A 23,645-nucleotide genomic window follows, 5' to 3' on the forward strand; every position below is an offset into this window, starting at 1 on the left:
CTTTATTTTTTATGGACTTTTACAAATTAGATCTTGATAAATTGCAAATTCATGTTGAATTTCTTGCATGCTCAGACTTTTTGTTAGTCAAACTTCAATCCTTTTAATGCTTCTGCCAGTGCATTATTAAGCGGTTCTTCTTCTTTGTTCTGTTGTTTCATATATTTTTGAACGTCGCGTTTATCAGCTTTGTTTCCAGATTCTTTTTTACGTCTCTCCTGGAATGTCGATAATTTCTCGCGATAGCCACATTTACATGCGAAAATTTGGCCCGCACCTTCCCCACGTAATTCAAGTTTTTTCTTACATTGCGGGCAACGGGCATTCGTTGTACGGGATACATTTTTACGATGACCACATTCACGATCTTGGCAAACAAGCATTTTTCCTTTTTTACCATTTACCTCAAGCATCGGTTTACCGCAGTCAGGACATGACTTTGTAGAAATATTTTCATGTTTGTATTTTTTATCACTTGCTTTAACTTCTGCAACGATTTCTTTAGTGTGCTGTTTCATTTCATTAATAAAGACATCTTTTTTCAGCTTGCCTTTTGCAATTAGTTCAAGTTTTTGTTCCCACTCTGCTGTCGTAGCTGGTGAACGTAATTCTTCTGGAACTAATTCTAACAGTTGACGACCTTTTGTTGTGATGTAGATATCCTTGCCACCACGTTTTTCGATTAGGAATGAATTAAATAGTTTATCAATGATATCTGCACGTGTCGCTACAGTACCTAATCCACCAGTTGACTTTAACGTATCAGCAAGTTGTTTATTGTGCGTATCCATATATTTTGTAGGATTCTCCATCGCTGAAAGTAAGGTTGCTTCATTAAAGCGTGCAGGTGGCTTTGTTTGGCCTGATGTTTGCATAATTAACTTTACAGTTAATGTATCGCCTTTTTCAATGCGAGGTAAAAGTTGCTCTTTTACGTCATCAGTTGCATCATCGTCTTCAAAGCGATTTTCGTATACTTCCTTCCAACCAGCATGTAAAATTGTTTTTCCGCGTGCAATGAACGTTTCGTTACCAACTTTTGTACGTAATGTTAGTTGCTCATATTCAAATGCCGGGAATAAAACAGCTAAGAAACGTTTTATAACTAAGTCATAAATTTTACGTTCTTTATCTGTAAAAGCTGAGAAGTTTACATAGCTCTCTGTTGGAATAATTGCGTGATGATCGCTTACTTTACTATCATCAACAAATGATTTATTAGATTTTATCGGTTTATTTAAAATTTTATGTGCTAAAGGACGGTATTCTCCAACTCCACACGCTTTCAGACGTTCCGGAAGTGTCCCGACGATATCGGATGAAATGTAGCGTGAATCTGTACGAGGATACGTTAGCACTTTATGCTGTTCATACAACTTCTGCATAATGTTTAATGTTTCTTTAGCAGAGTAACCGAACTTTTTATTTGCATCACGTTGTAGCTCAGTTAAATCATAAAGACCAGGAGAGAATGACTTCTTCTGCTTTTTATCAATCTCTACAACAGTAGCATTTTGCTTATCTAAGCTCTTTACGATACTATCAATTTTTTCTTTGTTAAAGCTTCGATTATTCCCGTTAGTATCTTGCCAAGTTAGTTTGACTGAATCAGTTTGTGCTTCAATGCCATAGTACACTTGTGGTTTGAAGTTTTTAATTTCATCTTCACGTGCAGCTATCATGGCTACAGTAGGTGTCTGAACACGCCCACAATTTAACTGTGCATTATATTTTGTCGTTAAAGCTCTAGTGGCGTTTAGTCCGATGTACCAATCTGCTTCAGAACGAGCTACGGCAGCAAAATATAAATTTTCGTATGCTTTACCAGGTTTTAGATTATTGAATCCATCTTTGATTGCCTTATCTGTTACGGATGAAATCCATAAACGTTTGATTGGTTTATTTACTTTAGATTTGGCAATAATCCAACGGGCCACTAACTCACCTTCACGCCCCGCATCTGTTGCGATAATGATTTCATTTACGTCATTACGATTCAACTGTGATTTAACGGAATTAAACTGTTTACCGGACTGTTTGATTACTGATAGCTTTAAACGATCAGGTAGCATTGGTAAATCTTCTAAATCCCACTTTTGATATTTCTTATCATACACTTCTGGATCAGCTAAGGTTACTAAATGTCCAAGTGCCCATGTTACGATATATTTATCGCCCTCTAAAAAGCCGTTTCCTTTTTTATTACATTTCAGTACATTCGCAATATCACGAGCTACTGATGGTTTTTCTGCTAATACTAAGCTTTTTGCCATATCTTCATGCTCCTTCAATATCTTGTACTTATACTATAACACAGTTCTAATACATGAAATATGGTGTGGATTTGAAATAAAGTCACGATGTTTGTAGGAAAGACCTGATGTTTTGAAGGAATTTATGACATTTATAAAAAAGATGCGATGCTTCTTCTCTTCGATCGAAGAATTCTCAATGAGTTTTGATTAAACTTTTTTATAAAATTGAAAGTTCATTTAAAGAGAAAAGGATTGATTTTAATTAAACGCAGAAGGCAGAATAATAAAAAAGCATGGCCCTGATTCCTTTGCTAAAAGGGTATGGACCATGCTTTTTTATGCAGATTCTACTTTATAAAACGGAATTTAAAATGGCTTTGATCTTACGAATAGCATCTTTTTTAATTTTAACCCCATTTTCAGTTCCTAAATCTTGAATTTTCACTAAGGCATCAAAAGCTTCAACGGCTTTGAGATCACTCATTAATTCTTCTGGCACACCATCTATTTTTTCCCTATAGTAAACCTTATTAAACCAATTACAGCTGTAAATGAAATCTGTTCCCGCAACACATAGTTCAAATTCGTTATTATCGTAAGCTTGTGAAATATCATTTACAATATCCACAAACTCATCGATGCGTTCTATCGGGATATGAAAAATTGTTTTCTCTTCTGAAGTTGGTGAAAAATTAGCTTGAATAAGTTTAGCTTCTAAAAGTTTGAAGAAGCTCGAATATTTACTGCCTTGGCTTCTTTTTTGATATTCCGATACAAAAACTTTATCTTTATCCTCGTCAAAATAAACATAACAAAACCTAGAATATCCATCAATAAATTCTGCACTATTATGATAAATGTGAAAATTTTTTCTGGCTGTAACTAAAGTCCGAAGATTCCTGAGTTTCGTCTTCAATGACTCGGGAAAAGAAGTCGCTTTTCCCTCTACCAACATCGACCTTGCAGGCCCAGCATTAGAGTTCGAGCTAAACCTAGAATTGGAACGGTAAATAATGACTTTATCAGGAAGTAATTCAGAATCTGAATTAAGCCCCTTTTGTGTGAAATATTTTGGTGTATCTCCTACTTTAAACATTTTTTCCATTTTTATCATCTCCGATTCGTTTTGTTAATAAACAAAGTGCATCTTGTGTATTATATTAAACTACAAAATGCATTCTGTAAATATACAGAGTGATTTTTTATTAATTGAATATAAATAAACAAAAAATAGTAATTTATCGATATTTTCACAAAAATGATACCGTATTTTAATCAAACTTTATTTCAAATCCACATATGGATAAGTATTAGTTCTATTTTGAGGTCATTATTGTCATTGCTTGTTTAAGTATTTCTACTTCCTGTTTTAAACGTTTATTTTCTTTTTGAATAGCACTGAATTCTTTAAAAGAAATAGCCGATTCATCAGCATATATTTTTATCCAAGAATAGATTGCGGTGGGTGATACTTTATATTCCTTACCCAGTTCAGTTGTTGCCCTTCCTTCAAGATGTAATTGAACAATTTTCTTTTTAAAACTTTCGTCATATTTCTTACTAGACATAAAAAATCTCCTTCAAAAAATGTTTATTAATATTGTAGCATCACCTTTTTATGATGACTATAGTCTGTCGATTAAATTAGTGAATTTCTTAGTTAATTAACTAAGAGGTGAGCTTATGGAGATATCAAAAGCTTTTGGTACCGTGTTGAGAAAACACAGAAAACTAGCTGGTCTTTCCCAAGAACAATTGGCGTTACAATGCGACCTAGATAGAACTTTTATTGGATTACTAGAACGTGGGCAAAGACAGCCTAGCATTAATACGATATTTATTATTTGTGGGGTACTAAAAATAATGCCTCATGAATTGATTAAAGAAGTTGAAGACTTATACGTTACTTAAAGGATTTATTTCACAAAACACAGGAGAAATTTAAAAGCAGTATACTATACAAAGACATACTTAGATTAAGAGAACCTATGCTATTTGAGTAAGGTTCTCTTAATTATAAGCTAAATATATTTTTTATTTTTCCACTTGATCTGAAAACTATAAGTCTAAGTCTTCGATAAGTGTATTTTTTGTCTTCGTTATTGTTACTACATTATCAATTTTATTGTCAGTATTAAGCTCTAGTATAGCCTTATTAGGTTGTTCTTTAAATATATCCTTAAATAGTTGTTCCACTGTAGCAGATCTAGTTTTTCCAGTTGTAATTAAGTTTATTAAATCAAGATCTTTAACGCTTGATAAATTTGCCCATTGAAAAAGAACATTTTGATAGATTTCATTATTGTTCTTGAGATTTACAATCTCAGCCTTAAGTTCCACTATCTCTTGTGTCATCTTAGCTTCCTTTTCTTTGAGTTGCTTGTAGCGAGTAGATATTTTTCGATAGCCATACTCATTTACCTTCAGTTGATTAATAATTTTCTTTTTAGTAGCTGGAGTGTCTTGTGATAATCTGTTTATAACATCATTTGTTGAAATAATTTCAATGTATTGTTTATTATTTTCTATTAAAGCGCTCCTCTTTTTATTGATCTCATCAACTAACAATTTTCCTTGGCGACCAGGTTTTCTCCAAAAATCTTCACTCAGTTTAAAATCTAATATTCCTTTGTTATATTTTTCTAGTGCATAAAGGAATATTTCTTTATACCGTATAATTTGAACATTTTCCTGAGTTTTTAAGAAATCATCAATAACCTTTAGAAGAATATCTTTAGGATATATTTTAGGCTTACGCCCTCGACTTTTCATACATTTCAAACCTTTCCTTTAGTTTTGCTAATTGATATAATGCATCTTTTACTTTCTTAGAACTTTCAATTAATTGATAATTGAATTGCGAATTTTTTTCATCATATACATCATTTTTATGATGTATGAGACCGGTTTTATGAAGTGCTAATAATTTATCGATGCATAATTTAAGAACAGACTCTTGATTAACAAGGATGTTTTGTAGTTTATCATAATGTTTTTGGTAATCATCTAAGGTTATTCTCCAATGCTTACAGAGATAGTGTTCATCTACAGGACAATCTTGTAAGGGATCTGTACAATAACCGATTTCTAATGGAATTTTAACAACTTCAGAAACCTCCGTAGTGGTATTCATCGCATTTTTGAAAATAATTTCTTTGAAAAATTCGTTTGAAAGGTCACCTAAATGTCTTTTTTGATTTGTTAATAATTTTATTAGGTCTGAATCAATCCAATATTCCAAGTGGCTATGATAAGTCATTTGAGAATAAACAGAATTGTGTCCCCCTAATCTAGCAATCTCACTCGGATGATAACCTTGCAACATTAAATTCAAAAATGCAAAATGGCGAGTGTCGTTTGGTCTTATTTTCCTATGGATATTGTAAGGTGATTCGGTATAGGGCTCTGAACTGTTCTCTAATAATTTGAGTCCATACTTCCCACAAACAATTTCTCTATAAAATTTGTCTAACAAATTACTGAAATTTCTGTAATTAAATATTTCTGGCTTTATATTTCGAACTGTACTAGACGTTTGTAGTAATGTCTTAGATGGTTTAACAGAATATATTTTTTGTTGATATAATTCGATTGAATTGGCAATTTTATCCGAAACCAAAATTTTGTCGTAAGCCATTTTACGATTCCTTAGATTTTTGCTTCGAGGTAAAGATAAAAAATATCCTTCTTTATTAAAATTTAAACAATCAAATTTCAAATTACAAAATTCGTTAATACGTATTGGGATAATATTTGTTAAATTCCACCATAAATAAATTGGATAGTAGTCCAAATATTCTTTATCAATTTCCTCATTAGAAAAGTATACTTCAACTATTAAAGAAAATTTAAGAACATCTTGGCTTGATGGTAATTTTCTTATTGCTGCTGATTTCTGTGTCTGATAGTATCTTAAAATTAGTTCCAGATACTCTTCTGGCACTATCAGATCTTGGCAAAAATCTAGAAATTCTAATAATACAGATGCTTTAGTTTGTAGAGAACTAGGTTTAAGATTTTTAGAAAAATAGTTCAATTCAAATTCATCTATTGCTTCTAAATCAAATCCTTTACTTAGGATCAATGCAGCCTTTGCTCTTCTTGTTTTCTTTGTTAAATGGTGGAAACTGTTACCACCTTCTAAAAGTAAAATAAACCAAGATTTTAATAGCAAGATAAATTGGTCAATATCAAACTTCTTTGATGAAAAAGAATCGAAGCTAAAGTCTACAAAATGTGTTTGTGAAAAATATTCATCATAAATATTCCATCTGTTATTGGATGCTTCGGCTGTAAGATCCACACCCATGTCTTTAAGACTGTTTATCCTATCTTGTAAAGTACCACGGAGACTCTCATTATAATGAGTTGAGGTAGACGAAAAATCTAAGCTATGATCATTCTCCATATTAATTGCCTCCAATTGTTAGATTTTCATTTATACTATCTAAGCTGCGTATGTTATTTAAGAAATCTGAGTAGTCCTTACCTAAAAATGAGCTTAGTACATTTTCTCCAAATTGTTTTTTAGCAGTACTTATTAAGGAAAGGTTTTTATATAATAAATTAGCTAATCTAATCCTTTCGCCTTTATAAGAAATGTTTTTAATCTGTTCTAATTTAGATATCAAATTATTTAGGTTGTGAACAGTCTTTGTTAGTACATAGAAATGTGGGATTGCAAATGGGCAACTGTTACATTTTCTATCTAGATATAAACAATCGCCAAGAATACATTGCCAAAAGGATTCTTTGGCCGGCAATTGATTCATATCTATTAAATCTAATACTTCTCTCTGTTGTTCTTCCGATAAACGCTTAACGAACTCGTATAAAGGTTTTTTCTGTTCTTCAATTGCATTTAATGCCATGGAAAAATTCTCTATTTTATATATATCTCCAAAAACTGTGGCTAATAGATTTTTTTCATTGTTTTCAATAGAATAATTTTGAGATTCACCAATAACAATTTGTTTTAAATAATCGTAGGTATAGCCAAAATAGCCTTTATCAAATAATTGTTTACTAATTTTGTTTAGATGTTCTTCACTTACATGTACATACCTGTTGGTAGTGTCTAAAGAATCATGATTTCTAATGAATTTAGTAATCTCCAAAGGATTACGATTTGTTTTTTGTTTTAGGATTGAATCCACAAAGGTTATAAATGTACTGTTAGCCATTAGCGATTTAAATTTAAATTCTTTTATAGGAAAATTTTTAAAAAATTTATCATGCATGCTAGTAGTCAATTCGTTTGAATTACCTAAATCAATCAAGTTATTTCTTTTTGAATTTATTAATTGAGCCTTAAGTTCACATAAAACGATAGCATTAGCTACAGGTACAATCATATCTTCAGCAATAAAGAAAAAAGCCTTTTTACCATTTTTGTTATGATAAACATTCATTAAGTTCGATGTTAATTCCCAGATGATTTTTGTAGATTCTTCTAAGGTTAAATTGTAGTTTTCAAATGATTTATAATCCTGCACAGGGATAGACAAGGGGATACGAGGTATCTTTTCAATAAAATCAGTACTTCTCCATCCGTTATTTAAATGAAGCATTACGTATAACCAAATGGATTCATAATTCCCCATTGGTTTTGTCTTATATTCAGAAAGAGCATTGTCTTTATGACGTTGAATGTCTTTAACATAGTCCAGTAGTGTTAAAAACTCATTAATCGAATAGATTTGCTTATTGTGTTTAGAGTTTGCTAAACGCTCTTTTTTTTCCACATGGGGGTTATTAAGCTTTGAAACCAAGTACTTACAATTGGAAAATTTTAAGAATAAGTGGTTAAAGAAACTATATAAAGTTTCTTTGTAAGCACCTGGAACTTTATTGTTTAAAAATACGAAATTAATCTCATTAGAAGTCATGTCCATAACTTCTTTTGAAATTAATGTCGACTGTAGTAATTCTGTTATTTTAATAAATCGAACAAAAAGTTTCTTGATCGTTTTAATATTTCCGTTTGAACTTAATAATTTTTTTGAAGCAAAATTATGCCATGCTGTTTCTGTCTCTTTAACTAAATCCAGAAAATTCAAGTCCAATTCTTTGACTACTTTTAAAAAGATTTTATCTGGGAGAGTATTATATTCTAATTCATTTTTATATCGTTCAATTGAATTGGAAAATTTTAATACTTTTAAGTAATTATCAATAACTTTCTTAGGATATACGTATTTAAGTTTTTTTAGGCGACCAAATCTTAAATGAGGGGGTATTTGAAATTTTTCTCTACTTTTATTTACTACGGTGCTAGGAACTTTGGCAATTGCTTCAGCATAAGTATAGTTTAAACTTAATAAATTGTTTTGCTCTTCATATAAGTTTTTTAAAAGATTAGAACAATCCTCTAATAAATAATAATTAATATTTCCGTGCTCCAACTTTAAGATGCGAAAGTTTTCTTTATTTTCATCAAACTGTTTCTTTGAATAACCTAATTGTACTATTAAATCTTTTTCGGAAATTATGGTTTTAATTTTGTCATTGATAGAGGGCGTTGAATAGTTTGCTATTTCCTCTAAAATTTGTAAGATTTTTTCATCTTCTAAATGCCCAAGCACTTGAAGTGAATTCTTTATTTCTGAGGTGGTGTTGGAATTATGTTGTGTATCATTACTGGATTCCAAAATATTGGTCGTTTGATGATTAGTAATACTTTGCCTTTGTTGATCATTGATTTTTGCAAAAATGTTATCAATTTTATCCTTTGGAAAAGCTAAATGAGATTTATTGAATTTATTAAACTTTACCTCAATCGGTAATTCTTCAGCAATAATAGGAATGTTAAAATCTGAACAAATACTGTAGAACCTACTTATGTTACATCCTAGTAAATATTCCACGTCACTAATTAAATAATAATTCGAATTGTAGTAGTTATATAAATCATTTCTTCTTTTAACAAGATCATCAATCTCTTCCTTGTGCCAATAATTTTGACGTGATGAAGGGATTTTTATAGGGAAAATTTTAAATTTAGCCATATATCTATTAATATTATTTGGTATATTGAGCAATTTCATCAATTGTTTAGAAGTATAATATTCAGTTAAAACATTATTAGTTTCAGCTAGATCCCCATATTGTTTCTTTAGATTGAGAAATTGTTCCTTATCATAGAAAATAACGGCGTTCGCAAACTTATATACGTTATCAATAGGCCTTGTACGAATAGGGGTTAATTTACGAATAAGTTTTCTAGAATATCCTAAGGCTTTTATTTGACCACTGGTTATTTTGGTTTCAAGATTATGTTCATAATTTTTATCTATAACATTTTTTAAGGAATCTATATTGGACTTGTCATAATAATTAATTTCATATTTCCCATTTGACGTTAATGAAATGTCATATTCCTGAATTATTTTTTTGAACTTTTCAGTATTTTTATATCCCAAATGTTCTTTAGCATCTTTTTCGCAGATAGTATGAGTTAAGAGTTTTCTGGATTTTAACTTTCTCTCCACTTCAGTTTTATCATAAAAGGCGATTCCCCCAGCGTCAGCATACTCATTAATTCTATCAATAGGTTCTGCCTTAAACTTTTGAAGTACTATCCTACTATTTTTTTTAAATCCTAGTTCCTGCACTTGCTGAGTGCTCAAACGATTGGCTTTATTAAATAAATACCTTTTTTTAACTAAGTCAATAAAGGACTTTATATCTGATTTCTTATAATACTTGAAGGAGCTATATCCTCTTTTTACTTCTTTAATATTGCAATCATTTAATGCTTTTTGAAGTTGTTGGGGTGTTTTAAAACTCACTAATTCCATTATTTGCGAAAGTGATAATAATTCAGAACCACAGTTTTTTGATGCTAAATATGCATTTACTTTTACTTTGTCATAGAAATAAGAAGCTCCATTAAAAGTCTTATATCTATCGAAAAGCTCAGTAGGTTCGCTCTTAAGAATTTTTCTATCGTATCCAGTACATCCTAACCTAATAAGTTCTTTAGAAGTATATTTATTTAAGCAATTTTCTTTATAGCGTTTTTCAAGAATATCCCGTAAATTATTTATAAGATTGGTATCATAAATAATTTCTCTAGAATTATTAATACCTACTTTTTGTATTAAGGCTTCTTTAAGAACTAATCTAGTTTGATGTATTGATAAGTTAAGGTAGATTGAAACCTCTTTTAATGTCATATGATTAGGCAAATCTTACACTTCCTTTAATATGTCAAAATTATTGATTGCTAAATTCATAGAACTAAGTAATGTGTTTTCATCTACATAACTTAATGCAGACTGTAAGCTTCTATCACCTCTAGCTAATGCAATTTGGGTAGGAGTTAGGCCCAAATCTATTAATATGTTCGTGAAAACACCCCTGCCAATATGCGTAGACCATTTATTGTTTGTTAACAGTATATAATCTTCGACTTGATTTTTTGCTAGTAAGTCATTTAAAAACTGTTGTTTAATCTTATCAATTTTTGCTGAATATCTTTTGCCCCTTAAAGCTTTAAAATTCCTCGCTGAGATAAAAAGTGCTTCGGAAGTTCCTTTAGCTAATTTAGTTAGTATTTTTAGGTGTTCTTCATACAGAGGCTTTATAATTTCAGGACAAATACATATTTGATCTCTTGGATATTTAACTTGAATATCAGCCTTGTTTATTGCATCTGCAAATAAGATGTTTTGATTGTCTCTAATCTCAATTATTAGGTTACTATTAGCCCACTTTAAACTAGAGCATTTTAAGTTAATGACCTCAGAACGTCTTAATCCTCCAAAGAATTGTAAAGCTATACCTAATGCCATTAATGGTTCAATACGCTTTGCTGTCATAATAAAATCTATAATTAGTCTATTTCTATTTTTACCGAAGTCTTTAATAACATTATTTTGAATGGAATTTCTTATTGGTAAAATAATATCTAAATCATTAGTGTTTTCAAAAATATCAACCTCAATTTTCCGGCTTTTTCGACCATAATGAACAGTCTGGTAATTCACACTAAAGACCTGGTTAATTATGTTTTCTGATTTCAACCAATGGAAAAGTTTGTTTAGATACTGCATCTCAGTTTTTACATATTCACTCTTTAATTCCCCTGCTCTACTTTTTAATGATAAATAGGAGATATAATCCGCTCCATGTTGAAGAGTTAAACTGCTTAGTCCACCTATAATTAATTCAGGATAACTATCTTTATTTTTATATAAATAATTTAAAAATCTTGTTATTGCATAAGCTACATTTCTTTGACTATTAATAGACTTTCCTTTATTTTTATATTCTCTTTTTATAAAATTTGAAAGAGGTGAGGGAAATATTAGATAACTATTTTCTTTAATTCCAATACCAATACTACTGAATATTTCTCCATTTTTTGAAGTTTCATCAAATTCCCTTACAACAAATCTCATAGTTTCCTCCCCTAAGTTCTATTACTATGCTTATTTACTTTTTATACCCAAAATAAAAATGTACATGGGTGAAATTATTATTGATATCATTACTATTAAAAGAATATATTAAATTTCGCCCTAAAAACAGTATACATGTACAGACACCTACTGTAGCTATCATTGCCAGTCGTGAAGACGAAATTAAAAACTTTAAAGCCCAAACATACTACGGTATCGAAGCTCACACAACTGACAAGTTAAAATTGACTTGGCAAGATGCAAAAGGAAATGGCCGTAACTTTAATAAAGAGAAGATCGATACAATTGTGAGAAAGCTCGATAAACAAAACGCGACTGTAGTCGAAATTGAGAAAAAGCAGAAAAAATCCTTCGCTCCTGGTCTTTACGATTTAACTGAATTACAACGCGATGCGAATAAAATTTTTGGTTACTCTGCAAAAGAAACTTTAAACATTATGCAAAAATTATATGAGCAACATAAAGTATTAACGTATCCTCGTACAGATTCACGCTATATTTCATCTGATATCGTCGGAACACTTTCAGAACGTTTAAAAGCATGTGGAGTAGGAGAATACCGTCCTTTAGCTCATAAAGTATTACAGAAACCAGTAAAATCTAATAAATCATTTGTTGATGATAGTAAAGTAAGCGATCATCATGCGATTATCCCTACGGAAAGCTATGTGAATTTCTCAGCTTTCACAGATAAAGAACGTAAAATTTATGATTTAGTTGTAAAACGTTTCTTAGCCGTTTTATTCCCGGCCTTTGAATATGAACAACTAACCCTACGCACGCAAATTGGTGACGAGACGTTCATCGCACGTGGCAAAACAATTTTAAGTTCGGGTTGGAAAGAAGTATATGCAAATCGATTTGAAGATGACGATGCAGCAGACGATGTGAAAGAACAAATCTTACCTCGCATCGAAAAAGGCGCTACATTAAACGTAAAACTAATTGCCCAAACATCAGGTCAAACGAAAGCACCTGCACGCTTTAATGAAGCAACATTACTTTCAGCGATGGAAAACCCAACAAAATACATGGATACGCAAAACAAACAACTTGCTGACACGTTAAAATCAACTGGCGGATTAGGTACTGTAGCAACGCGTGCTGACATTATCGACAAGCTATTCAATTCATTCTTAATTGAAAAACGTGGTAAAGATATTCATATTACTTCAAAAGGGCGTCAGTTACTTGATTTAGTACCAGAAGAATTAAAATCTCCTACACTAACTGGTGAATGGGAACAAAAACTTGAGGCTATCGCAAAGGGTAAATTAAAAAAAGAAGTATTCATTACAGAAATGAAAAACTATACGAAAGAAATTGTTACTGAAATTAAATCGAGTGATAAAAAATATAAACATGACAACATTTCAACGAAGTCTTGTCCAGACTGCGGCAAACCGATGTTAGAAGTAAACGGTAAAAAAGGCAAAATGCTTGTATGCCAAGATCGTGAATGTGGTCACCGTAAAAATGTATCCCGCACTACAAACGCACGCTGTCCACAATGTAAGAAAAAATTAGAATTACGTGGTGAAGGCGCTGGCCAAATTTTCGCATGTAAATGTGGCTATCGTGAAAAACTATCTACCTTCCAAGAAAGACGTAAAAAAGAATCTGGAAACAAAGCTGATAAACGCGACGTTCAAAAATATATGAAACAACAGAACAAAGAAGAAGAACCATTAAACAACCCATTCGCAGAAGCGTTAAAAAAATTAAAATTTGATTAAACAAAAAGGTTCCTACCACTATCGGTAGGAACCTTTTATTTTTAATGAATAATTTTACTTCCTTTTGCGTTCTCAACAAACTTTTCACTTGATTTGTTAATTGGTTTTTTCAGTAATAATGCAGCCACAACTATGATTACTACGAAAGCACTTAGCACGAGTAAATCTCTAGTTACTATATCCCAAAGCATTCCACCTACTGTTTCACGAATTGCACTAATTGCGTATGTGAATGGTAAGAACGGGTAAATTGCTTGGAAGAACGGTGGTGTCATTTGAATTGGGAATGTACCGCCCGATCCTGCTACTTGCAGTACAAGTAAAATAATTGCCATCGATTTCCCAACGTTTCCGAAAATAGAAACGAGTGAGTACACGATACAAACAAAGACTCCCCCAATAAATAAACTAAATAACACAAACCAGAATTTATCGACTACGTACGTACCGAGTAAGAATATATCCCCCATCGATACGATAAACGCCTGTGAAAGACCTATCGTTAAGAATGTTAATAAACGTCCAAAGTATACTTCATGGCTCTTATAATTAACGCCCTCTTCATGTACTTCTACCGTTAATAATGAAACCATTAATAGTGCGCCTACCCATAATGCAAGCACTGTATAGAATGGTGACATTGCTGAACCGTAGTTCGGCATCGCAAATAATTTATTCTCTTTTAAATTTACTGGATTTGCGAAGTAATCACTTTGCTTTTCAACATCATTTTTCAATAAGCGTATGATGTCTTTTATATCCTCTTCTGATTCAAAATCACGAATTTTATTTGCTAATTCTTTAATCTTTTGCTCAGTAGCTGGCATTTCAGCTTTAATATCTGCTAATTTCTTTCTACCGTCTACTAATCCTTTTGATGAATCTTCTAGTAACTTCTTAACATCTGGAAGCTTTTTGTTTGCATCATTTAAAATTTGAGTTGTATTTTTAGACATCTCTTTTGTACGAGCAATTGCTGTATTGAAGCCTGGTACAATTTCTGCATCATATGTCGATAATACATCTGTTAATTGAGCTGATCCGCCTTTCGCAGCGTCGTTAATACTTTCAATTACATCTTTTGTAGGCTTCTGCCCATTATTAATAAGTGTAATTCCCTTATTCGTTGCCTCTACACCTTTTTGTAAACTACTTTTCGCTTTATTTAACTTTGTAATTCCATTATTAAGGTTTTTATCACTATTCACATCTGCTAAAACCTTATTTGTACTTTCTAAAACTGGGATCATATCATTAATTAAACCGATTCCAGATTGGAATTGACCATTTAAGCTGTTTAAAGCTACTTTCGTTGTATCTAAACCATTAATACCTGTATTTTGTAAATCTGCTTTTGCACCTTCAAGACTATTTTTAACTTTATCATAATCTGCTTTTGCATTATCATATGCTGTATTTGCATCAACTTTAGCTTGATCTACTGTACTAACTGCTTTTTGATAATCTGCTACAAATGTTTCATTGTAATCTTTTTCAGCTTGATCAATTAATGCATTTGCTGCATCTAATTTTTGATTAGCTACATCTGTTACATCTTTCTTTACTTCTTGTCCTGCACCAATAGCATTTACAACATCTTTAATTCCGTTATTCGCATTTTCCATACCGTCTTTAAGCTTAGTTAAGTGATCCACTCGTCCTTGGAAAAAGTTTTTACCAAAATCAGTCGTCACGGATTTCTGAAGTTCAGTAAAGAAATTAATAAGATACGCAATGCCATCTGTGCGAGCTTGCAATTGATCTGATACAGCATTTAAATCTTTCTTTGCTTGTTCTGGATCAAATTTCCCATTTTGTAATCCATTTAAAACACTTTTTCCATAAGCTGTTCCTGCACGTGATGAACTTAAAACATTATTTACTGTTTGATTAATATTTTGAGCTATGCTCTTATAACCATCACTATTCAGCTTAGAAAGATCTGGTCTAGCTGGAAATTCGGGTAATCCATTCAGATCAGGAATATTTAAGTCTACACCCGGATTCATTAAGAAGTCAGTAAATGCAGCTGCACTATCCATAACACCTTTTGCTACTACTAAATCATTTCTTATTGTTGCTGGAGCATTTTTCAACGTTTGATCTTGATTCGCAAAGAACTTGTCTAAATTTGCCAACGCTTCCTGCCCATCATTTATCACACTCTCTACAACAGGTAGATCTTTTTGTGCTACTTTCACAATGTCTTCTGCTTGAGTCGCATCACCTAATGCCTTATCCACAAGTGTATTCATTTCTGGGAACTGCGCTTCTAACTTAAATACAAGATCCTTTACCTTCTCAATACTTGGTAAGTTTGTTTCTAAATCAATTCCAAGGTCATTGAAGATTTTAAAAATCTCACCGTTTGCTGTTTTAACAAAGTTTTTACTAACCTCTTCTGTAAGACCCGATGCACCTTTAGCTGTAATCTTCGGTGCAATGGCATTCACCTTTTCATTTACGTAATAATCAATTTCCGGTTTCTGTGGATTTTCATCCAAGACTGTTGTAATCTTTTCAGAAAAATCTTTTGGAATAGTAATACTTGCGGAATAATCCCCATGCTCTACTCCATAAATTGCTTGCTTTTCATCGACAAACTTCCACCCAAAATTTTTGTCCTCCTTAAGTGAATCTACAATTTCTTTCCCAATGTTAATATCTTTTCCTCTTAAATTTGACCCAACATCTTGGTTAGAAACTGCAATCTGGATTTCTTTCGTATTCCCGTAAGGATCCCAAGAGGCTTTAATGTTAAACCATGCATATAACGATGGTAGAATCATCAAACCTAACACAATAACAATTGCAGCCCAATGTTTGGCTACATTCCGTAAGTCTGTCTTATAAATACGCCAAATTTGTTTCATATAAGTTATCACCTAATTATATATTTTTCCTTCTTTAGAAAATGATGCATACATTTTGCAATTATATCACTTTCTACATCGTGGATTAAACGAAAATGCACTATTTTCCCTATTAAATATTTCACTTACTTTATTATATAACGAAGTAAGTGAAAATATGAATACAAAATGACCAAATCGGTTTTACATTCAGTAATAACAAATATATAGGAAATGTCATAAAAAGTACAAGTATTTTATCTTGGAAATACTTGTATTCATCAAAAAAATCCTCACAGCTTTTTATTATCTGTGAGGATTTCTTCTATTATATATCTAATTGTACTTCTACACCGAAATGATCTGAAATTACATTTCGGTTTGTACCATTAAAAATGATTTTTGAAGAACGAACGGTTTTACTTTGGTTACACAATATTAGATCAATTCGCAAATTATGTTTATTTTCATCCCAACCAGCAATCTCACCTTGGACAGTTGTTCCTTCATCCTTCTCTATTGCTAGTTCGTATGTGTCATACAAACCTTTTTTCATCATATACTCATAACCCTCGCCTTCCAAACGAGCATTATTATTAAAATCACCCATTAAAAAGGAAAGTTCATTGCTATTTACACGCTCCATCAAACGATCGACTTGACCTTTGAATGACTCTTCTTCATCATTCCACCAGCCGAGATGGCAAGAATAAAATGTTATATTTTTATCATTATAAGCAATTGTTGCACTTACAATTTTGCGTGTTTTCCAATACGTTGTATCTTTGTTTTCTGATACAAAGAACGTATCTTCTTTTATAATATTATGCTTTGTTATAATCGCTAATCCTTCTTCGTACACATCATAACCAATATGAGAGAAATCCCAAGTAATATTGTAATCTTTTACCTGTAACGCTTTTAACTCTTCTAATAGTAAAAGTCCAAAATTATCTTCTTTCTTGTTACCGCATACATTTTCAGCTTGTATCAACTGACTAACTTCTTGCAATGCGATTACATCATACTCTTCTTCTTGAATTACTTTAGCAAGATATTTAATCTTTTCCATTTGATTCTCTTCTTGCCAAGAGTGACAATTTAAAGTTAGCAATTTCATATTATTACGCACCTAACATATCTTGAATGTCTGACTTTAATACGTCAGCTTTGGGACCATATACTGCTTGTACACCTTTATCTTTTACGATAAGTCCTAAAGCACCATTTTGTTTCCACTGTGCTTCTGGTGCAACAACATCTAAATCTTTTACTGTTACACGTAAACGTGTCATACAAGCATCTACGTCAGCAATATTATCTTTTCCACCTAATAAATCAATAACTTTTGTTGCTAATGAACCATCTTGTACATTTCCTGTTCCCTCTGATGACTCATCTTCATTATCAATATAGTTACCTGCACGTCCTGGCGTTGGTAAATTGAATTTTTTAATTAAGAAATTGAATAACGTAAAGTTAAGACCGAAGAACACTAATGAAACAATGACAAAGTTGATTAAATCTCTTGTTAAACCTGCGTTAACCATCATTGGTGTACGAGTAATTAACTCAATAAATCCGAATGCATGAACACGTAAATGAATTAAATCTGCTAATGCGAATGCAAGACCTGTTGTAATTGCATACACAACATATAATACTGGTGCAATAAACATAAACATGAATTCAATTGGTTCTGTTACACCTGTTAAGAATACTGCTAATGCAGCTGATAAGAACATTGGTTTATATTTTGCACGCTTATCTTTATCTACGTTACGGAACATCGCGAATGCGATACCCATTAAAGCTGCTGATGAACCAATAACTTGTCCCGCTTTGAAGCGAGCTGGTACAACATTATTTAATAAATCGTTATATGCTTTCGTATCTCCACTTGCTAATAAGTTATTTAAATCTGTAATCCATGCAAGCCATAATGGATCTTGTCCTGCTACAACTTGTCCAACTTTTGAGCCAGTTAGCATCGTATACGTTCCGCCAAGCTCAGTATAATTCATCGGAATCGTTAACATATGATGTAATCCAAATGGTAATAATAAACGTTCTAATGTTCCATATACAAATGGCGCAACAACTGGTGCACTATCTTTAGATGCTGCAATCCAGCGACCAAATTCATTTAATCCACTTTGGATAAATGGCCATAAAAGTGATAATACAATGGCAGTGACTGTAGACCAAACAATTACAACGAATGGTACGAATCGTTTTCCATTAAAGAATGCTAATGCCTGTGGCAGTTTATTATAGTTATAGTATTTGTTATATAAAGTAGCTCCTAAGAAACCTGTGATAATACCTACGAAAACTCCCATGTTTAATGCTGGTGCACCAAGTACAGAAGTAAAGTAATCTTTTACAAGTAAATCTCCTGCTAATACTGAAGAAACTGTCGCTTTTGAATCCGCTAACATTTGAGCGTTTACGCCAAATATAGCTCCTGTAATTCGGTTTGTTAAGACGAATGCTAATAGTGCTGCAAATGCACCACCTGCACGATCCTTCGCCCAAGATCCCCCAATTGCTACTGCGAATAAAATGTGTAGATTCGTAATAATCGCCCAACCGATGTCTTCCATTACGCGAGCAATTGTATGAACTGCGTTAATATCCCCAGCAGACATCCCAATTAACTTACCGATGGAAATCATTAAGCCCGCTGCTGGCATTACAGCCACAACAACTAATAATGCCTTCCCGAACTTTTGCCAAAAATCAAAAGACGTAATTTTCATCTGTTCTTCCTCCCCTTTATTTATAACAACATAATGATTTAAATTATAATTTCTGTTTCTCTTATGAAACCGATTCCTCATATCCCTATTTTTTTATTGCGCAACCGTTTTCATAAATCTATTTTAATAAAAGCGTTTTCACATTGCAATAGAAATTTATTTTTTTTAATAAAAAAAGATGCTCCAGGAGCATCCTTTTTTATTATGAAATGCGATAAACCCTTGTTTCATAAGGTTTTAACGTAATTGAAGTTACTTGTTCATGTTCCGCAACTCCATAGTTATTTAAAAGCAAACGTTTGCGTTCTAGTGCGAATGAACACTCATTATACACAGCTTCCTCTTTTGAAATATTGCTAATTACAATGACTTTTTCATCCTGTAACGTACGTGTATACGCATAAATTTGTGGATCGTCTTCTAAAAGTAAATCATACGTACCATAATTTAATACATCATGCTCTTTTTTCAAGGCAATCATTTTCTTGTAGAAATTGAAAATCGAGTTCTCTTCATTTTTCTGCTTTTCAACATTAATTTCTTTGTAGTTTGGATTCATGCCAAACCAAGGTGCACCTGTTGTGAAGCCAGCATTCATCTCATCGTTCCACTGCATAGGTGTACGTGAATTATCACGACAAGAAGCCCATATAATTTCCATCATATCTTGATGTGATACTCCTTCTGCAATTTTCTCGCGATATAGGTTTTTAATTGCTACATCATCATAATCTTCAATATTTGGGAATTGAACATTTGTCATACCAATTTCTTGTCCTTGATAAATAAACGGTGTACCGTGCATAAAGAAATACATCGCTCCTAGAGCTGTTGCACTTTCACGCCAAAATTGTTTATCATCTCCCCACGTTGAAACGATACGTGGCTTATCGTGATTCTCGATGTATAAAGCATTCCATCCTTTATTTTCTAATCCTTTTTGCCATTTCGTTAATACCTTTTTCAATCCTACAACATCAAGATCTTTCTTCTTTTCTGCATCCCATAAGCTTAAATGCTCAAACTGGAATACCATATTGAATTTACCTTGTTCTTCCCCAACCCAAAGCTCAGCATCTTCAATCTTAACGCCGTTTGCTTCGCCAACAGTCATAATATCATACTTAGAAAATGTATTTTCTTTTAACTCTTCTAATAAAGGTTGAATACCATTCACATTCATATGCTTATCAAAAGATGGTACATATTTTAATTCTTTTGGATTTGGCATATCCTCTAAGCCGTCTTCTTTTTTAATATGGCTGATTGCATCAACACGGAAACCATCAATCCCCTTATCAAGCCACCAGTTAACTGTATCGTATAACACTTCACGAACTTCTTTATTCTCCCAATTTAAATCTGGTTGTTTGCGTGAGAATAAATGTAAATAATATTGTTCTGTTACTTCATCATATTCCCATGCCGAACCATTAAAAATACTTTCCCAGTTGTTTGGTTCTACGCCGTCTTTACCATCATGCCAAATATACCAATCACGCTTCGGATTGTCTTTAGATGAACGAGATTCAATAAACCATGGATGTTCATCACTCGTATGATTAATAACTAAATCAATAATAAGCTTCATATCACGTTTATGAACTTCATCTAGTAAAGCATCAAAATCTGCCATTGTACCAAACTCATCCATAATATCTTGATAATCACTAATATCATAACCATTATCATCATTAGGCGACTTATACATTGGACAAATCCAAATTACATCTATACCTAAATCTTTTAAATAATCCAGCTTTGCAATAATACCTTGTAAATCTCCAATACCATCACCATTTGAATCCATAAAGCTTCGTGGATAAATTTGATAAGCAACTGCTTCTTTCCACCATGTCTTATTCATAGTCATTCTCTCCTTTTGCATCCCATCGGAAATTTATGCAAACGTTTTCGTAACACTATCATAACAAAATATGAATAGTTTGCAACTGTTTTCATTGAACTCTATGTAGATTCCTTATTCTTATGCTTTATTTATTTCTCACAAAAGGAAATCTCATTCTGCACCCGCTCTTGTCCACGCACGTTACATACGCTTCTCATACATTAATACAAAGCTCTAATTATTTTAGAAAGGAGTGCTAAATTGAAACAAACAAAATTAACAGGTCGTATCGTTGTCCCCTCAGATCCGGAATACGACGTAGCCCGAATGAATTTAAATTTAAGTATTCCAAAACTCCCTTGTATTATTGTTTTTTGCCAAAATAAAAATGATGTCTGTAACGCCTTAAAATGGGCACGCGAACGCCATATACCATTTCGCTTAAGAAGCAGACGTCATAGCTATGAAAATTTTTCTCTTTTAAATAGAGGACTTATTATTGATGTGAGTGAAATGCATCGTATTACTGTTAATACAGATAAATTAACAGCAACAATTGAAGCTGGTGCAAATCTTGGCATTGTTTATAAAGAACTTTGGAATTATGGTGTTACAATACCAGCTGGCACAAGTGCAAGCGTTGGAATTGTTGGGTTAACACTCGGCGGTGGCATCGGTATGCTTTCACGCTTATTTGGATTAACATGTGATCAATTAGTAGAAGTTGAAATGGTACAAGCATGCGGTAAATTTGGCGCAAAACTCATTCGTGCAAACGAACAAGAAAACCCTAACTTGTTTTGGGCGTGCCGTGGCGGTGGTGGTGGAAACTTCGGAATTGTTACTTCTTTAACTTTTCGAGTCCATCCTATAAAAAACGTATCCATTTTCTCACTTACATGGGAATGGAAAGATTTTATCGCTGCATTTCAAGCTTGGCAAAACTGGGCACCTTATATAGATGAACGCCTCACTTCATCAATTGAATTATTCGCAAAGCAACGCAATAAAATCGAAGTAAAAGGTGAGTTTGTTGGTCCTCTTTCTGAACTCTATCCTCTATTATCTCCTCTTCTTGAAACTGGTAATCCCTCTCTCTTTATAGATGAAGTTCCTTATATAGAGGCTGTTCAATTTTTTAATAGCGGTAATATCCCTGAAAATTTCAAGCGCTCTGGTTCCTACGTATATAAACCTATTCCCCTGAAAGGTATTCAAATTATGCAGCACTTTCTTTCTCATGCACCAAATAAAGATGCGAGTATTTGGCATCAATCACTCGTAGGTGCTGTGGAAAATATTCTTCCGAATGAAACAGCTTATTTCCATCGTAAAGCGATTATTGCGCAAGAATATATTACTTCTTGGAAATGCGACGATGAAGAAAATAAAAATATACGCTGGGTTAAAGATTTACGAGAAAGCTTAGATCCTTATACACTAGGTGACTATGTCAATTGGCCCGATATCGACATAAAAAATTGGCAAACTAGTTATTATGGTTCTAATTTTCAAAGGCTACGTAAGGTGAAAACAGCTTACGATCCATGCAATGTTTTTCATTTTCAACAAAGCATTCCCCCTTTTCATACGTAAAAAGGAAGAACAGAATACTGTTCTTCCCTTTTACATTGAAAATCGCTCAATTGTTTGTTTTAAATCGGCTGATTGCTTCTCTAAATCCTTTAATAATTGATCGATTGCCATCATATTTTCGGATTGTTGCAGCGTCACACGTGCCACTTCTTGTGAACCAGCTGATGTTTCCTCAGCAATTGCCGCTACAGCCTTTGTTTGTGCTCCTGTTTGATGAATATGACTCACTTGTTCATTCATATAACTACTAATTTGCTGAGTTGCATCGGCGACTTCCATAATACTTGATGACATTTCTTTTAAAATTAGTTCTGTAGCTTCTCCGCGTTTCGCCTCTTCTTTAGCTGGCTTTACTTGCTCCGTCATTTTCAACGCGACTTGTTGCACTTCATCTTGCATATTCCGTAATAACTGCGATATGTTTCTTGCAGAATGATCACTTTCATCAGCCAATTTACGTACTTCCTCCGCAACAACTGCAAACCCTCTTCCAAGTTCCCCTGCACGAGCTGCCTCAATAGAAGCATTTAGTGCTAATAAATTAGTTTGGCTAGCAATCTCACTCACAACGGACACAATATGTTCTACTTGTTTCATTCTTTCTTCTAACTTCTGTACATTTTGCATTGAATCTTCATTTTCTTTCGCCAATGTTTGAATACCTTGAATTAAAGAAGTAAAGACACGAGTACTTTGCCCTAAAGCTTGGACCATTTCTGAAGACAACTCATCAGACTGTTTTGCTTTTTCTTCTACTTCACTCGCAATAGAAGTTGTTGTATCAACGGCAGAAACAATCGCCTGGATTGAAGCTGCTGATTGCTCAGCACCAGAAGAAATCTCTGCAAGTGTCTCAGATACACCTTGTGCTTGCTTCGTTGCTTCTCCTGTTTGTTTTCTAATTTGCTGCACTTGATTATTTGTATACGAAAATGTTGTATCAATATTTTTTACCATGCCTCTTAAATTTCCTAGCATCATATTAAATGCAACACTTAAAGATCTAATTTCATCATCTGTCTTCGGCAATGGAACATCTTCACGAATATCACCCTCAGCCGCTTTCCTTGCCGCCTCCTCTAACTTTCGAAGCGGTTTAATTAAAAATACGGCTGCTCCATATGCTAAAATTCCAGACCATACTACACCTAATAACATAATGATAATATT

General features: G+C 32.8%; 14 protein-coding genes and 2 pseudogenes. 3 read left to right on the forward strand and 13 right to left on the reverse strand.

The genetic code is table 11. From position 1 onward, the window contains the following. Window positions 1–83 precede the first annotated feature (83 nt). From MR065_RS16420 to MR065_RS16430, 3 genes are all read right to left on the reverse strand, one after another. Complete coding sequence (locus MR065_RS16420) at window positions 84–2,273, reverse strand: DNA topoisomerase III (RefSeq protein WP_242214402.1); 2,190 nt, start codon at window positions 2,271–2,273, stop codon at window positions 84–86. Window positions 2,274–2,607: 334 nt separating this feature from the next. Beyond that, window positions 2,608–3,360: a hypothetical protein gene (locus MR065_RS16425; protein ID WP_242214403.1), complete on the reverse strand. Its 753-nt coding sequence runs from the start codon at window positions 3,358–3,360 to the stop codon at window positions 2,608–2,610. A 211-nt stretch (window positions 3,361–3,571) separates the two neighbouring features. Continuing rightward, window positions 3,572–3,823, reverse strand: a complete 252-nt coding sequence (locus MR065_RS16430; protein WP_242214404.1) for a transposase — start codon at window positions 3,821–3,823, stop codon at window positions 3,572–3,574. Window positions 3,824–3,938: 115 nt separating this feature from the next. On the opposite strand from MR065_RS16430, the gene MR065_RS16435 reads away from it, so the two are divergent. Continuing rightward, entirely contained in the window at window positions 3,939–4,166 is a 228-nt protein-coding gene (locus tag MR065_RS16435) for a helix-turn-helix domain-containing protein (protein WP_215585724.1), read from the forward strand. Window positions 4,167–4,313: 147 nt separating this feature from the next. Here MR065_RS16435 and MR065_RS16440 read toward each other — a convergent pair whose 3' ends face one another. From MR065_RS16440 to MR065_RS16455, 4 genes are read right to left on the reverse strand one after another with little or no spacing between them, the layout of a single operon-like run. Then, entirely contained in the window at window positions 4,314–5,027 is a 714-nt protein-coding gene (locus MR065_RS16440) for a hypothetical protein (RefSeq protein WP_242214405.1), read from the reverse strand. Next, window positions 5,008–6,663: a site-specific integrase gene (locus tag MR065_RS16445; RefSeq protein ID WP_242214406.1), complete on the reverse strand. Its 1,656-nt coding sequence runs from the start codon at window positions 6,661–6,663 to the stop codon at window positions 5,008–5,010. The genes MR065_RS16440 and MR065_RS16445 overlap by 20 nt, the downstream gene beginning before the upstream one ends. Before the next feature lies 1 nt (window position 6,664). Further along, window positions 6,665–10,444, reverse strand: coding sequence for a hypothetical protein (locus MR065_RS16450; RefSeq protein ID WP_242214407.1), 3,780 nt, complete (start codon window positions 10,442–10,444; stop codon window positions 6,665–6,667). Between the two features lie 3 nt (window positions 10,445–10,447). Next, a complete protein-coding gene (locus tag MR065_RS16455) occupies window positions 10,448–11,659 on the reverse strand; it encodes a site-specific integrase (protein WP_242214408.1) in 1,212 nt (403 codons plus the stop codon). A 68-nt stretch (window positions 11,660–11,727) separates the two neighbouring features. Here MR065_RS16455 and topB point away from each other — a divergent pair, with 68 nt between their 5' ends. Continuing rightward, on the forward strand, window positions 11,728–13,416 hold the full coding sequence (gene topB, locus MR065_RS16460; protein WP_396022377.1) for a DNA topoisomerase III: 1,689 nt from the start codon (window positions 11,728–11,730) through the stop codon (window positions 13,414–13,416). 41 nt (window positions 13,417–13,457) lie between these two features. On the opposite strand, the gene MR065_RS16465 is transcribed toward topB, so the two are convergent. From MR065_RS16465 to MR065_RS16480, 4 genes are all read right to left on the reverse strand, one after another. Further along, window positions 13,458–16,289 (reverse strand): YhgE/Pip domain-containing protein, encoded by a 2,832-nt coding sequence (locus MR065_RS16465; protein ID WP_242214410.1) that lies wholly within the window; start codon window positions 16,287–16,289, stop codon window positions 13,458–13,460. 307 nt (window positions 16,290–16,596) lie between these two features. Beyond that, window positions 16,597–17,388 carry an endonuclease/exonuclease/phosphatase family protein gene (locus tag MR065_RS16470; protein ID WP_242214411.1) on the reverse strand — a complete coding sequence of 264 codons (792 nt, stop codon included), beginning with the start codon at window positions 17,386–17,388 and terminating at the stop codon, window positions 16,597–16,599. 4 nt (window positions 17,389–17,392) lie between these two features. After that, window positions 17,393–19,030 (reverse strand): PTS transporter subunit IIBC, encoded by a 1,638-nt coding sequence (locus MR065_RS16475; RefSeq protein ID WP_242214412.1) that lies wholly within the window; start codon window positions 19,028–19,030, stop codon window positions 17,393–17,395. 202 nt (window positions 19,031–19,232) lie between these two features. Continuing rightward, window positions 19,233–20,897 (reverse strand): glycoside hydrolase family 13 protein, encoded by a 1,665-nt coding sequence (locus tag MR065_RS16480; RefSeq protein ID WP_242214413.1) that lies wholly within the window; start codon window positions 20,895–20,897, stop codon window positions 19,233–19,235. Between the two features lie 243 nt (window positions 20,898–21,140). Between MR065_RS16480 and MR065_RS16485 the strand changes: the two genes are divergently transcribed. Beyond that, window positions 21,141–22,475: an FAD-binding oxidoreductase gene (locus MR065_RS16485; RefSeq protein WP_242214414.1), complete on the forward strand. Its 1,335-nt coding sequence runs from the start codon at window positions 21,141–21,143 to the stop codon at window positions 22,473–22,475. Window positions 22,476–22,505: 30 nt separating this feature from the next. Here MR065_RS16485 and MR065_RS27905 read toward each other — a convergent pair. Both MR065_RS27905 and MR065_RS27910 read right to left on the reverse strand, forming a co-directional pair. Next, a pseudogene (locus MR065_RS27905) lies at window positions 22,506–23,078 on the reverse strand (methyl-accepting chemotaxis protein); the annotation flags it as partial. A gap of 369 nt (window positions 23,079–23,447) precedes the next feature. Continuing rightward, a pseudogene (locus MR065_RS27910) lies at window positions 23,448–23,633 on the reverse strand (HAMP domain-containing protein); the annotation flags it as partial. Window positions 23,634–23,645 lie beyond the last annotated feature (12 nt).

This window comes from Bacillus cereus group sp. BfR-BA-01383, from assembly GCF_022663495.1.
In the GTDB taxonomy this organism is placed as follows: Bacteria; Bacillota; Bacilli; order Bacillales; family Bacillaceae_G; genus Bacillus_A; species Bacillus_A cereus_AU.

Coding starts and splice junctions, on each gene's coding strand:
- MR065_RS16420 (WP_242214402.1), bottom strand. CDS start 2,273: ATGGCAAAAAGCTTAGTATTAGCAGAAAAACCATCAGTAGCTCGTGAT.
- MR065_RS16425 (WP_242214403.1), bottom strand. CDS start 3,360: ATGGAAAAAATGTTTAAAGTAGGAGATACACCAAAATATTTCACACAA.
- MR065_RS16430 (WP_242214404.1), bottom strand. CDS start 3,823: ATGTCTAGTAAGAAATATGACGAAAGTTTTAAAAAGAAAATTGTTCAA.
- MR065_RS16435 (WP_215585724.1), top strand. CDS start 3,939: ATGGAGATATCAAAAGCTTTTGGTACCGTGTTGAGAAAACACAGAAAA.
- MR065_RS16440 (WP_242214405.1), bottom strand. CDS start 5,027: ATGAAAAGTCGAGGGCGTAAGCCTAAAATATATCCTAAAGATATTCTT.
- MR065_RS16445 (WP_242214406.1), bottom strand. CDS start 6,663: ATGGAGAATGATCATAGCTTAGATTTTTCGTCTACCTCAACTCATTAT.
- MR065_RS16455 (WP_242214408.1), bottom strand. CDS start 11,659: ATGAGATTTGTTGTAAGGGAATTTGATGAAACTTCAAAAAATGGAGAA.
- MR065_RS16465 (WP_242214410.1), bottom strand. CDS start 16,289: ATGAAACAAATTTGGCGTATTTATAAGACAGACTTACGGAATGTAGCC.
- MR065_RS16470 (WP_242214411.1), bottom strand. CDS start 17,388: ATGAAATTGCTAACTTTAAATTGTCACTCTTGGCAAGAAGAGAATCAA.
- MR065_RS16475 (WP_242214412.1), bottom strand. CDS start 19,030: ATGAAAATTACGTCTTTTGATTTTTGGCAAAAGTTCGGGAAGGCATTA.
- MR065_RS16480 (WP_242214413.1), bottom strand. CDS start 20,897: ATGAATAAGACATGGTGGAAAGAAGCAGTTGCTTATCAAATTTATCCA.